This window comes from Streptococcus caledonicus, assembly GCF_042656225.1.
Taxonomy (GTDB): domain Bacteria; phylum Bacillota; class Bacilli; order Lactobacillales; family Streptococcaceae; genus Streptococcus; species Streptococcus caledonicus.
In genome coordinates this window covers 22,890-35,465 of the sequence record NZ_JBHSOJ010000006.1, presented here as the reverse complement: position 1 = coordinate 35,465, position 12,576 = coordinate 22,890, and the positions used below count along the sequence as shown (strand labels likewise).

The following is a 12,576-nucleotide window of genomic DNA, read 5'->3' as shown; positions in this document are numbered from 1 at the left end:
GGTTTTTATGCAACACACCGGAGACCTTTATCTTCCAAATGCTCCTGAGATTCTAGCTCAGCAATTACAATGTCAAGAGCTCTTATATGATTTTAACCACATACGTCCCTCAGATGGAGAAACGCGAAGAAACTTACTTGAACAAATGTTTGCCAAAGTCGGTCAGAATGTTTACCGTGACCTCTCTCACCAATTTAATCTGCCAGTTACTATTGGTGAAAACTGTTGGCTAGGAGCTAATGTAACTGTACTTCCAGGAGTAACATACCATTATAGGTGCAGGCAGCCTTGTAACTAAGGATATTCCTGCTGGTGTCATCGCACTAAGAACACCAGCAAAGATTATTCGAAAACTCGATGATTATGATAACCATTTTTATGCCAAAGACCGAGAGATTAACTGGAAGAATATAATAAAATCTAAAACAAACAATATTAAAACACAAAAAGCACAAGATTAAGCCACTGAACAAGCAGCTATCAATCTTATGCTTTTTAGTTTGCATCCTTTTATTTCACCTTCTCATAAGCAAAAACAATTTCATAGTTTTTTTCTTCACCTGGTTTTAGGAAGACCTGATTAAAGTTTTCATGATTGACAGCATCTGATAAATCTTGAGGCTCTATCGCAACACCTTCCTGTGCCTTGCCTACTAGCCCATTATCACGCGCAAAATAGACACCATCTTCAAGTGAGTTCATCGTATAAATAACAACTCCTTGCCGCTCTGAGAAGATTCTAAGTTGGTTTCCACTTTCTTCGTCAGTCAAAATTACAATTGGCTCGCCAGCTTTGCTATTAACCACCCAAGCACCATCGAAACCATCGTTTTGGGAAATAGCAGAGCTCAAATTTTGTCCTCCTCTAAAATCATAAGGAGTATTCGTCACATCTAAGAAATTTCCTGAAGGAATTAATTCACGATTTACTTCCAAAACATGATCCGCTTGAACTTTCAAAATATGGCTATGAAGATCCTGATACTGACTCAGATTAAAGTATGGGTGAGTCGTTGGATTAAAAAGCGTAGTTTCAGTAGCATTTTTTCCCGTAAACGTCATCGTTAAGCTGTTATCATCACTTAAAGCAAAAGTAGCTACAACATCCATATCTCCAGGGAAGCCATCAAGCGCCTGCTTAGCTTTATAGCTAAATTTAACTGCTACAAAATCATCGCCTTCTACCAATTCATAATCCCAAACTTGGCCGTGAAAGCCATTAGGACCACCATGAAGAGTATTAGCATTATTATTAATAGGCAATTGATAGACTTTTCCACCAATAGCCGCTTGACCTTTCGCAATACGACCTGCTGTACGTCCAATCGTCTGAGCAGCATATAGGGTATTTTTCCCATAATCACTAGGTTTATCAAACCCTAACAAGAGATTTTTATGCTTGCCATCACCTGTTGGCACTAAAAATTCCTACCAAGTTGCTTCTAACGTCAAAAAACTTGCAACAACTTGATTTTTATTGACCAAACGAATTTGAACAACCTCTTTACCATCAATAACCTCTAAACCCTTTGTTTCAAATGTCATAAAATAGCTCCTTAAATTTTTATAAGTATATTTTACAACTTGATATATTATCTGTTAATAGCAAAAAGAAAAGAACCCTAGGGTTCTTTTCATACTAATTATTTAGCGATTTTTGCGAAGTACTCAAGAGTACGTACAAGTTGTGCAGTGTATGACATTTCGTTGTCGTACCATGAAACAACTTTAACCAATTGCTCACCGTCAGCTTCCATAACTTTAGTTTGAGTTCCGTCGAACAATGAACCAAATGAAATACCTACGATATCTGAAGAAACGATTGGGTCTTCAGTATAACCAAATGAGTCATTTGAAGCAGCTTTCATAGCAGCGTTTACTTCATCAGCAGTAACTTTTTTATCAAGAGTTACAACCAATTCAGTTACAGAACCTGTTGGAACTGGAACACGTTGTGCAGCACCGTCAAGTTTACCGTTAAGTTCTGGAATAACAAGACCAATAGCTTTTGCAGCACCTGTTGAGTTAGGTACAATGTTAGCAGCACCAGCACGAGCACGACGAAGGTCACCACCACGGTGTGGACCGTCAAGAATCATTTGGTCACCAGTGTAAGCGTGGATAGTTGTCATAAGACCTTTTTGGATACCAAATGCATCGTGAAGAGCTTTGGCCATTGGTGCAAGACAGTTTGTAGTACATGAAGCACCTGAGATAACTGTTTCAGTACCGTCAAGAATGTCGTGGTTAGTGTTGAATACAACAGTTTTAACGTCGTTTCCACCAGGAGCAGTGATAACAACTTTTTTAGCACCATTTTCATGGATGTGTTGCTCAGCTTTTTCTTTAGAAGCAAAGAAACCAGTAGCTTCAAGAACGATTTCTACACCGTCAGCAGCCCAGTCAATGTTAGCTGGTTCGCGTTCTGCAGAAACTTTAACGAATTTACCGTTAACTTCAAATCCACCGTCTTTAACTTCAACTGTACCGTCGAAACGACCTTGAGTTGTATCGTATTTCAACAAGTGAGCAAGCATGTTTGGATCTGTAAGGTCATTGATACGAGTAACTTCAACACCTTCAACGTTTTGAATACGACGGAAAGCAAGACGACCGATACGTCCGAAACCGTTAATACCAACTTTAACTACCATGTGTGATTTCCTCCTTATGAAAATCAAGTAAATATTTTTATTAAGGGCTACCCCTTTAACAATTGTGAAAAGATTAACTTGTAAAAGTACAAGTAACTTTCAACATTTCTATTATATAACTTATAGCAAGAAAATGCAAATTCTTAAACCGCTTTCTTATGCATTTTTTGTTATAATTTTCACAACTTTATTAAAAGTATTTTTTCTAAAGCAGTAACGTCCTAACTTTAAAATGTAATAAATCAGAAAAAGATAGATGTGTGTGTTCAGAAAATCTGATATAACTAAATTTTCTACAAGAATGAACCATTCCACCTCCCTACACTAAGAAAGGCTTTAGCAATGGCCATATTGCTGTTGGCATTCATAGTATCCTCAAGAAAAAGTACCAAGCAATCATACCTTGATATATGGTGAGCATTGCATAATCAAATTAGCAACTATATTAGCTAAGAAATCGCCACTATAATTGACAAATGGTAGAAAAAGAGCCTCTTTTTAATCCTTCCCTATCTCATCCTTCCAGAAATCAGAAGTCAACTCAGAATTGGAAGTTGTAATGGCATCTAATTGCTCAAAAAACTGTTTTTAACCTATACCCATAGTCAATTCCTTTCTCGCAACATAGTTCGTACTGTTGTATCATAATATTCTAGCAATGTAAACTAGTATATTTAGCAAATTAGTAGCTCCTAGCAACTTATGCCAACCTAAGGCGAACACAGTTGGTGAGTCTGAAGCCTTAGTATCAGAAAATTTTCCGTTTCAAAGATAATAGTTATAAATATAGTCTGCCACCATACCCATTTTTTCTTTCCGATAGTGTATTCTATCATCTCCTCAAACTAATGGTATTACCACGCGCTTTCCTCATTTTCTATCGGTGCCACTGTATTTTAATCGCTAATAGCCGGCGTACAAACCACCTGTTTTCATGGGTAGTTTTGACTTATCATGCACCTAAAAATCAGAAGTTCACTCAAATAGGAACTTCTGATTTTTCTATTTTTTAGAACTTTTTCAGTTTCTTTTAAACTAGAAATAATTAGCCGATACATATCTAATTATTTAATTAAAATCAAACTTAAAAAAGTGGGGGATGAAAACTGTCTTCTTAATTTTATTAAATTCTTCACTGTCTTCATCAACCCATTCTGATCCTTCTGCTTCTCCCCCCCTTGGGGCCGAGATATTACTGTTAACACCTTGTTCTACGGTTTCTGATGTACATGGATCTGAGTTTCTATGTGATACAACAAATGATGAAACGCTTACTGTAACGGTTTCATTTTTCCTCAAATTTTGGACTTGTTCATCAACCCATTCTGACCCTTCTGTTCCTCTCCCTCCTGGAGCCGCGATATTAACAAAATTATCCCTATTAACACCTTGTTCTACGGTTTCTGCTGTACATGGATCTGAATTTCTATGTGATACAACAACTTGTGAAGAGCTCACTGTGGGAACTTCGTCTGCATTTGCAGAAACACTGGCAAACAATGAGAACGCAGTAAGCATTATGATACTTGAAACTTTATATTTAGACACTATAATACCTCATTCTAAAAAGATTAGTGCTTTACAGCACGATATCATCGTAACATAAACCTTCAATCAAGTAAACACGAACAGCAGCTACTTTACAAAAATACAGATAAAAATTAGCTCCATTGTAAGGCGAAACACAAAAAATGTAGATTCTCAACTAGTAATTTTACCATATAGAATTTTCGGAGATTTTTCAAAGCCTTTTTGACTAGCTTGGCTTCTTTACTATGATATCTTAATGCTTAACAATTCTTCTTTCTAGAGCTATAACTATATCAAAATATCTATAAGCCTGATCTGCAATCTATACCTTAACATAAACTACCATGTAATCGTCTCATAGATTCCCTTAATTATGTTAAGTTAAAACCATTCATGAAAACGAGTGATTTGTCCACTAGTTATAAACCGTTAAACTTCAGCAATGCCTAAGGAGAGGGTCGCTGAACTCAGGGTTAGGTTATGATTTAATCACTTGATTAATGAGTTTAGGTATTTTTCTCCCAGAGAAAAGCCGGCTGAAAGCTATAATAAAGTCTAACTATCACATATAATTATCTGAAAATATCTGAATTTCTCCATCACGAATACTATTCAGATAAAACTTTCTCTCATTTTCTTGTTACTTGAATATCAAAAAGCACCCGAAATAATCGAGTGCTCTAGGAGAATTATTCCCCTTTATTTTTCTTAATGATTTCTTCTTGAACTGACTTAGGAACATCTTCATAGTGGTCAAATACCATCATGAATGTACCACGTCCTTGAGTTGCAGAACGAAGAACTGTTGCGTAACCAAACATTTCAGCAAGTGGCACGTAAGCACGGACAACTTGTGTGTTACCACGAGCTTCCATACCGTCAACACGTCCACGACGAGCTGTCACGTGACCCATAACATCACCAAGGTTATCTTCTGGAGCAGTGATTGTCACAAGCATCATTGGCTCAAGGATAGCTGGTTGAGCTGATTTAGCAGCTTCTTTAAGGGCAAGTGAAGCAGCAATCTTAAAGGCAGTTTCAGATGAGTCGACATCGTGGTATGAACCATCGTAAAGTTTAGCTTTAACGTCAACCATTGGGTAACCAGCAAGAACACCGTTAGCCATAGATTCTACGAGACCTTTTTCAACGGCTGGGATAAATTCACGTGGAACCACACCACCGACGATAGCGTTCTCGAACTCGAATCCTTTACCTTCTTCGTTTGGAGTAAATTCAATCCAAACGTCACCAAATTGACCTTTACCACCAGATTGGCGTTTGAAGAATCCACGAGCTTGAGTTGAAGCACGGAATGTTTCACGGTATGATACTTGAGGCGCACCTACGTTAGCTTCAACTTTGAACTCACGACGCATACGGTCAACAAGGACATCAAGGTGAAGCTCACCCATACCTGAGATAACTGTTTCACCAGTTTCAACGTTAGTTTCAACACGGAATGTTGGGTCTTCTTCAGCAAGTTTTTGAAGGGCAACACCCATCTTATCTTGGTCAGCTTTAGATTTTGGTTCAACCATCAATTGGATAACTGGTTCTGGAACGTTGATTGATTCAAGAATAACTTTAGCTTTCTCATCCGTCAGTGAGTCACCAGTTGTTGTATCTTTCAAACCAACCGCAGCAGCGATATCACCAGCGTAAACAGTTTCAATTTCTTGACGGCTGTTTGCGTGCATTTGAAGGATACGTCCGATACGCTCACGTTTACCTTTAGATGTATTCAATACGTACGAACCTGAGTTTAGGACACCAGAATACACACGGAAGAATGTCAAGCGACCTACAAATGGGTCAGTCATGATCTTGAAGGCAAGGGCTGCAAATGGCTCTTCGTCAGATGCTGGACGAGTTTCTTCTTCGTCTGTATCTGGGTTAATACCTTTGATTGCAGGAATATCAATTGGGCTTGGAAGGTAGTCAATAACTGCATCAAGCATCAATTGAACACCTTTGTTTTTGAAGGCTGAACCACACAATACTGGGAAGAATTCAACGTTGATAGTCGCTTTACGAATACCAGCCTTCAATTCTTCGTTAGTGATTTCTTCACCTTCAAGATATTTCATCATCAATTCTTCATCAGTTTCAGCAACTGCTTCAACCAATTTTTCACGGTATTCATTTGCTTGATCAACGTATTCAGCTGGAATATCTTCTTCAAGGATATCTGTACCAAGGTCATTAGTATAGATTTCAGCTTTCATTTTAATCAAGTCGATGATTCCACGGAAGTCATCTTCTGAACCGATTGGCAATTGAATTGGGTGAGCATTAGCTTGAAGACGGTCATGAAGTGTGCTCACTGAGTAGAGGAAGTCAGCACCGATTTTATCCATTTTGTTAGCAAATACAATACGTGGAACACCGTATTCAGTCGCTTGACGCCATACGGTTTCAGTTTGTGGCTCAACACCTGATTGTGAGTCAAGAACTGTTACCGCACCATCAAGTACGCGGAGTGAACGTTGAACTTCGATCGTAAAGTCAACGTGTCCTGGTGTATCGATGATGTTAACGCGGTGACCATCCCATTGTGCTGTTGTCGCAGCAGAAGTGATTGTGATACCACGTTCTTGCTCTTGCTCCATCCAGTCCATTTGTGATGCACCTTCGTGAGTTTCACCGATTTTGTGGATTTTACCAGTGTAGTAAAGGATACGCTCTGTTGTTGTTGTTTTACCGGCATCGACGTGAGCCATGATACCGATGTTACGAGTTTTTGCAAGTGAAAATTCGCGTGCCATTAGGTTATTTCTCCTATAAAAATTTGTTTACGTTTTATTATAGCATATTTTAATAAAAACGGATAGGCAGAGGCCCACCCGTTTTAACGTTTATGCGTTAAAAATTGAACTCGACTTGAGAGCGAGCGGTCAAAAAGGCAAATCTTCCTAGGCTTTTCTTGACGCCCTCGCATCCTGTTCTTAGTTGAATTTTAGCTACAAATGTCTGCCAAAAAGATAAAATTTCCTAGAAACTGAAACTTCTGCGCCAATTTCCCTATTTTGGCTAGCATTTGTTCAACGCTAAAATATCCTATCTTACCAACGGAAGTGTGCAAACGCACGGTTAGCTTCAGCCATTTTGTGAGTATCTTCACGTTTTTTAACTGATGCACCTGTGTTGTTAGCAGCGTCCATAATTTCTTTTGCAAGGCGATCTTGCATAGTGTGTTCACCACGTGCACGTGATGCGTTTACCAACCAACGAAGACCCAAAGTTGTACGGCGCTCTGGACGAACTTCAACTGGGACTTGGTAGTTAGAACCACCGACACGACGAGCACGAACTTCAAGAACAGGCATGATGTTTTCCATAGCTGTTTCGAATACTTCGTTTGCATCGTTACCAGTAGCCTCTTTAATAGTTTCAAAAGCACCGTAAACGATTGATGCAGCAACACCACGTTTACCATCAAGCATAACACGGTTGATAAGACGTGTTACAAGTTTAGAATTATACAATGGATCTGGCAAAACTTCACGTTTTGGAGCACGGTTTTTACGACTCATTTATCTTATCTCCCTTCCTTATTTAGCGCCTTTAGGGCGTTTAGCACCGTATTTAGAACGGCTTTGTTTACGATCAGCAACACCTGCAGTATCAAGCGCACCACGAACGATATGGTAACGTACCCCTGGAAGGTCTTTTACACGTCCACCACGGATAAGAACAACACTGTGCTCTTGCAAGTTGTGTCCAATACCTGGGATGTATGCAGTAACTTCGATAAGGTTGCTCAAACGTACACGGGCAAATTTACGAAGGGCTGAGTTAGGTTTTTTAGGTGTCATTGTTCCAACACGTGTTGCAACACCACGTTTTTGTGGCGCAGAAACATTTGTTTGAACTTTACGGTGACTGTTATAACCAACGTTAAGCGCTGGTGATTTAGATTTTTCAACTTTTGATTGACGTGGTTTACGTACCAATTGGTTGATAGTAGGCATCTACATTTCTCCTGTATTTTTTTAATTCTGGTTGGAAAGAGCGTTTGGTGACAACCTCAATCCTGCGTGTACTTTTGCAACATTTGTCAGCACGTCTCTGTACACTTTTGAGAGACCAAAAGTAAAAAGTACCGTCTAGTATAATATCAAATACGACAATTTAAGTCAACCATTTTTTCCTAGAAATCATTTTATTTTGCCATATTTTGCAGGAAAAGCAAGGCTTGGTTTGGCATTAAGAGATAAATCAGCAAAATGACTGTTTTCATACTCAACAACACTTGCTAAGGCAATCATTCCTGCATTATCCCCACAGAGACGTAGCGGAGGAATAACAACCTCAATATCTGAGATTTCTTGAGCCAATCGTTCCCTAAGCCCTCGATTAGCCGCTACTCCTCCAGCAATAACCAACTGCTTCACAGAATAACGTTCTAAAGCTTTTTTCGTTTTTGCCAATAAAACATCTAGCACTGCTTCTTGAAAAGAGGCACATAAATTTTCCGTTACTAACGTTTCTCCTTTTTGAGCAGCATTATGATGGAGATTGATAAAGGCTGATTTAAGACCAGAAAACGAAAATTCTAGATGGTCCTCTTTAATCATTGCACGTGGGAAATTGTAAACATCTTGACCTTTGTGTGCCAACTCATCGATTTCACGTCCCGCTGGATAGGTCAAGCCCATAACACGGCCGACCTTGTCATAGGCCTCACCAACCGCATCATCTCTAGTCTCCCCAACAATTTCATATGCACCAGCTTTTTCCACATAGACCAACTCCGTATGACCGCCACTAACCAAAAGTGCCATCAAAGGATATTGGAGTTCTTGCGTCTGGTTCGCCGCCATCAAATGTCCTGCCATATGATTGACTGGGATTAGCGGAAGGTTGTGTGCCCACGCAAAAGCCTTTGCCGCGGCCATACCAACCAAAAGAGCTCCTACCAGTCCTGGACCATACGTTACCGCCACTGCCGACAAGTCTTTAGACGCGATACCTGCCTCTGTCAGGGCATCCGCAATACAAGTTGTTATCACTTCAACATGATGACGGCTGGCAACTTCAGGTACCACACCACCAAATCGTTTATGACTCTCAACCTGACTTGCAATAATATTTGTTAATAATTCTTTATCATTTTTGACAATAGCAACACTGGTCTCATCACAAGAAGACTCAATGGCCAAAATATATCTATCTGTCATAATTTAAGCAAGAAGAATCTCTCAGATTCTCTCGTTATTTCCTTTCTCTTCTCATTAAAATCGCATCTTCAATCGGGTTGTGATAATACTCTTTACGACGCCCAATCATTTTAAAATGGTATTTCTGATACAAAGCCTGCGCAGGTAAATTACTTTCTCTCACTTCCAAAAAAACAGTCTCAGAACGTTCGTCCAACTGTTCCATCAAGCGTTTTGCAATCCCTTGACCTTGATATTCTTTTCGAACTGCAATATTAGTAATTTCAAGCTCTCCAACTAGATTTTGAATAGATAAAAAACCGCTAAGCTGACCGTCTGTGTATTCAAAAAAATAATCAGTATTTTCCTGTTCTAAGTCAGCAATTATCTGTTCGAGATTCCAAGGAGAAGTTCCATAGACGTCTGTTAAAACCTCGAAAATTTCACTTGCCCTATCTCTCATCTTACACTCGCTTAATATAAGTTGTCTCAACTTCTTGATTCGTTTTCAGCCAATTTTCCTCTGCTTCTACTTTTTTCAGATACTCTGGGACAAAAGCATGCGCTGAGACTGGGGATAAGGATTGACCAATTTTTCCAATGCGTGTTGCAGACGGCAAGGTCTGTTGGATTCTTGCATTTGGCAAAGCTTCAACAATTTGGCTTCGAAACGCTTCTACTTCACCAACAAAGGTCACTTGAGTCATATCTTTTAGCTGCTCTAAAAGTATTGTAAAATTGATGTGACAATCTTGTCGTACTGCTCTGCCATTTTCATAAAAACCAGCATAAACGTTATTCCGACGAGCATCCATTACAGGAATTACTAAGCCTTCTGTTTTTGGGCACAGCGCTTGCAAACTTGACACACCGACCAAATCAATACCAAGTGTGTAAGCCATTGTCTTCGCTGTTGCAACCGCCACACGAAGACCCGTATAAGAACCCGGTCCTTCTGCAACGGCAATACGTTCTAGGTCAGTTGGCGCCCAATCAAGTTGCTTCATCAGAAAATCAATTGTTGGCATCAAGCTAATGCTATGATTTTTTTTGACATTAAGTGTTTGTTCTGCCATTACCTTATCGCCATTTAAAAGAGCGACCGATAATGCTGTACTCGAGGTATCAAATGCTAATACTTTCATTATTCTTCCTTTGATATAATCTATTTCAATTATACCATAAATCATAAATACGAACCTTTACAAAGATTTTCAACTGATTTTTTTACTCAAAATAGACTTTATGATATAATTATAATAATTGTAAACTCGGGTAAAAAATTGACTAGACTGGTAATGAGATATTTTTTTCAAAATAGCTATTGTTTTGATCTGTTTTTTGCACAGTCAACCCGCTCAAAAGAAAGGAAATTTAATGATTTATAAAGTATTTTATCAAGAAAGCAAAGACCGTAGTCCTCGTCGTGAGACGACTAAATCTCTTTATTTAGAAATTAATGCTCAGACAGAACTTGAAGGACGCATCAAAGCCCGTAAGCTAGTTGAAGAAAAAACTGCTTATAACATCGAACACATCCAACTCTTGGATGATAAATCACTCGCTTATGAAAAAGAAACTGGCGTATTCAACTTAACGGAGCTTTAATATGTCTAATATCAATCTAAAACCACATGAAGTTGGGGTTTATGCGATTGGTGGTTTAGGTGAAATCGGAAAAAATACTTACGGTATTGAATATCAAAACGAGATTATTATCGTAGATGCTGGTATTAAATTCCCAGAAGACGATTTACTTGGCATCGATTACGTTATCCCAGACTACTCTTACATCGTTGAAAACTTAAACCGAGTTAAAGCCTTGGTGATTACTCACGGGCATGAAGACCATATCGGTGGTATCCCATTCTTGCTCAAGCAAGCCAATGTCCCAATTTACGCTGGGCCACTTGCTCTTGCATTAATTAAAGGTAAACTGGAAGAACACGGCTTACTTCGTGATGCAACCCTTCATGAAATCAATCACAACACTGAGTTAACCTTTAAAAATCTCAGCGTGACCTTTTTCCGCACAACTCACTCAATCCCAGAACCACTAGGCATTGTTATCCATACCCCTCAAGGTAAGGTGGTTTGCACGGGAGATTTCAAATTCGATTTCACTCCTGTGGGAGAACCAGCCGATTTACACCGTATGGCAGCACTTGGCGAGTCAGGCGTTCTCTGCCTTTTATCAGACTCTACCAATGCTGAAGTCCCTACTTTTACCAATTCTGAAAAAGTCGTTGGGCAATCAATCATGAAAATTATCGAAGGTATTGATGGCCGTATTATTTTCGCTTCCTTCGCTTCAAATATTTTTCGTCTTCAACAGGCCGCAGAAGCTGCTGTTAAAACCGGTCGTAAAATCGTTGTCTTTGGTCGCTCTATGGAAAAAGCCATCATCAACGGTGTTGAACTTGGCTACATCAAAGTACCCAAAGGAACAATCATTGACCCTAGCGAGATGAAAAACTATCACGCTAGCGACATTTTAATCATGTGTACGGGATCCCAAGGAGAGTCAATGGCTGCGCTAGCACGTATCGCTAATGGTATGCATCGTCAAGTAACCTTGCAACCAGGTGATACCGTTATTTTCTCATCAAGTCCAATCCCAGGAAACACAACCAGCGTTAACAAGCTCATCAACACCATTCAAGAAGCTGGTGTCGAGGTTATCCATGGTAAAATCAATAATATCCATACTTCTGGACATGGTGGACAACAAGAGCAAAAACTCATGCTTCGCCTAATGAAACCAAAATTCTTCATGCCAGTACACGGTGAATACCGCATGCAAAAAGTCCATGCCGGTCTAGCAATTGACATAGGTATTCCTAAAGAAAATATTTTCATCATGGAAAATGGTGACGTACTTGCTCTGACTAAAGATTCGGCTCGCATGGCTGGTAAATTTAACGCGCAAGATGTTTATGTAGATGGAAACCGTATCGGAGAAATCGGTGCTGCTGTCCTTCGTGACCGTAAAGATTTATCTGATGATGGTGTCGTACTAGCAGTTGCTACTGTTGATTTTAGTTCAAAAATGATATTGGCGGGGCCAGACATTCTCAGTCGCGGCTTTATTTACATGCGTGAATCTGGTGACCTTATCCGCGAGAGCCAACGCGTACTATTCAATGCTATCCGTATTGCGCTGAAAAACAAAGAGGCTAGCGTCCAAACCGTTAGTGGCGCTGCGGTCAATGCTCTCCGTCCATTCCTAT

12 protein-coding genes are annotated in these 12,576 nt (G+C 39.4%); 3 read left to right on the top strand and 9 right to left on the bottom strand.

Going from position 1 to position 12,576, the window contains the following annotated elements:
- Window positions 1–7 precede the first annotated feature (7 nt).
- The gene (locus ACFPQ3_RS01050) at window positions 8–298 is read left to right on the top strand and encodes a maltose acetyltransferase domain-containing protein (protein WP_332307255.1); all 291 of its coding nucleotides are present in this window, start codon (window positions 8–10) and stop codon (window positions 296–298) included.
- A gap of 212 nt (window positions 299–510) precedes the next feature.
- Here the strand turns inward: ACFPQ3_RS01050 and ACFPQ3_RS01045 are convergent, their stop codons facing one another.
- From ACFPQ3_RS01045 to tsaB, 9 genes are all read right to left on the bottom strand, one after another.
- A complete protein-coding gene (locus ACFPQ3_RS01045) occupies window positions 511–1,419 on the bottom strand; it encodes an aldose epimerase family protein (protein ID WP_232323232.1) in 909 nt (302 codons plus the stop codon).
- A gap of 224 nt (window positions 1,420–1,643) precedes the next feature.
- A complete protein-coding gene (gene gap, locus ACFPQ3_RS01040) occupies window positions 1,644–2,654 on the bottom strand; it encodes a type I glyceraldehyde-3-phosphate dehydrogenase (RefSeq protein WP_156806422.1) in 1,011 nt (336 codons plus the stop codon).
- A gap of 1,068 nt (window positions 2,655–3,722) precedes the next feature.
- The gene (locus ACFPQ3_RS01035) at window positions 3,723–4,202 is read right to left on the bottom strand and encodes a hypothetical protein (protein WP_156806423.1); all 480 of its coding nucleotides are present in this window, start codon (window positions 4,200–4,202) and stop codon (window positions 3,723–3,725) included.
- Window positions 4,203–4,873: 671 nt separating this feature from the next.
- Window positions 4,874–6,952: an elongation factor G gene (fusA, locus tag ACFPQ3_RS01030; RefSeq protein WP_156806424.1), complete on the bottom strand. Its 2,079-nt coding sequence runs from the start codon at window positions 6,950–6,952 to the stop codon at window positions 4,874–4,876.
- 297 nt (window positions 6,953–7,249) lie between these two features.
- Entirely contained in the window at window positions 7,250–7,720 is a 471-nt protein-coding gene (rpsG, locus tag ACFPQ3_RS01025) for a 30S ribosomal protein S7 (RefSeq protein ID WP_156806425.1), read from the bottom strand.
- An 18-nt stretch (window positions 7,721–7,738) separates the two neighbouring features.
- Window positions 7,739–8,158, bottom strand: a complete 420-nt coding sequence (gene rpsL, locus ACFPQ3_RS01020; RefSeq protein ID WP_121835063.1) for a 30S ribosomal protein S12 — start codon at window positions 8,156–8,158, stop codon at window positions 7,739–7,741.
- Window positions 8,159–8,344: 186 nt separating this feature from the next.
- Window positions 8,345–9,367 carry a tRNA (adenosine(37)-N6)-threonylcarbamoyltransferase complex transferase subunit TsaD gene (gene tsaD, locus ACFPQ3_RS01015; protein WP_156806426.1) on the bottom strand — a complete coding sequence of 341 codons (1,023 nt, stop codon included), beginning with the start codon at window positions 9,365–9,367 and terminating at the stop codon, window positions 8,345–8,347.
- Window positions 9,368–9,401: 34 nt separating this feature from the next.
- Window positions 9,402–9,809, bottom strand: coding sequence for a ribosomal protein S18-alanine N-acetyltransferase (gene rimI, locus ACFPQ3_RS01010; RefSeq protein WP_156806427.1), 408 nt, complete (start codon window positions 9,807–9,809; stop codon window positions 9,402–9,404).
- A gap of 1 nt (window position 9,810) precedes the next feature.
- Entirely contained in the window at window positions 9,811–10,491 is a 681-nt protein-coding gene (tsaB, locus tag ACFPQ3_RS01005) for a tRNA (adenosine(37)-N6)-threonylcarbamoyltransferase complex dimerization subunit type 1 TsaB (protein WP_156806428.1), read from the bottom strand.
- A gap of 232 nt (window positions 10,492–10,723) precedes the next feature.
- Here tsaB and ACFPQ3_RS01000 point away from each other — a divergent pair, with 232 nt between their 5' ends.
- Both ACFPQ3_RS01000 and rnjA read left to right on the top strand, forming a co-directional pair.
- On the top strand, window positions 10,724–10,954 hold the full coding sequence (locus ACFPQ3_RS01000) for a DNA-dependent RNA polymerase subunit epsilon (protein WP_156806429.1): 231 nt from the start codon (window positions 10,724–10,726) through the stop codon (window positions 10,952–10,954).
- Between the two features lies 1 nt (window position 10,955).
- On the top strand, window positions 10,956–12,576 hold a 1,621-nt coding region (rnjA, locus tag ACFPQ3_RS00995), incomplete at its 3' end, for a ribonuclease J1 (RefSeq protein ID WP_380433476.1).

Excerpts from the sequence above, each read along its gene's own strand:
- ACFPQ3_RS01050 (WP_332307255.1), top strand. The coding sequence starts at position 8 with ATGCAACACACCGGAGACCTTTATCTTCCAAATGCTCCTGAGATTCTA.
- gap (WP_156806422.1), bottom strand. The coding sequence starts at position 2,654 with ATGGTAGTTAAAGTTGGTATTAACGGTTTCGGACGTATCGGTCGTCTT.
- fusA (WP_156806424.1), bottom strand. The coding sequence starts at position 6,952 with ATGGCACGCGAATTTTCACTTGCAAAAACTCGTAACATCGGTATCATG.
- rpsG (WP_156806425.1), bottom strand. The coding sequence starts at position 7,720 with ATGAGTCGTAAAAACCGTGCTCCAAAACGTGAAGTTTTGCCAGATCCA.
- rpsL (WP_121835063.1), bottom strand. The coding sequence starts at position 8,158 with ATGCCTACTATCAACCAATTGGTACGTAAACCACGTCAATCAAAAGTT.
- tsaD (WP_156806426.1), bottom strand. The coding sequence starts at position 9,367 with ATGACAGATAGATATATTTTGGCCATTGAGTCTTCTTGTGATGAGACC.
- rimI (WP_156806427.1), bottom strand. The coding sequence starts at position 9,809 with ATGAGAGATAGGGCAAGTGAAATTTTCGAGGTTTTAACAGACGTCTAT.
- tsaB (WP_156806428.1), bottom strand. The coding sequence starts at position 10,491 with ATGAAAGTATTAGCATTTGATACCTCGAGTACAGCATTATCGGTCGCT.
- ACFPQ3_RS01000 (WP_156806429.1), top strand. The coding sequence starts at position 10,724 with ATGATTTATAAAGTATTTTATCAAGAAAGCAAAGACCGTAGTCCTCGT.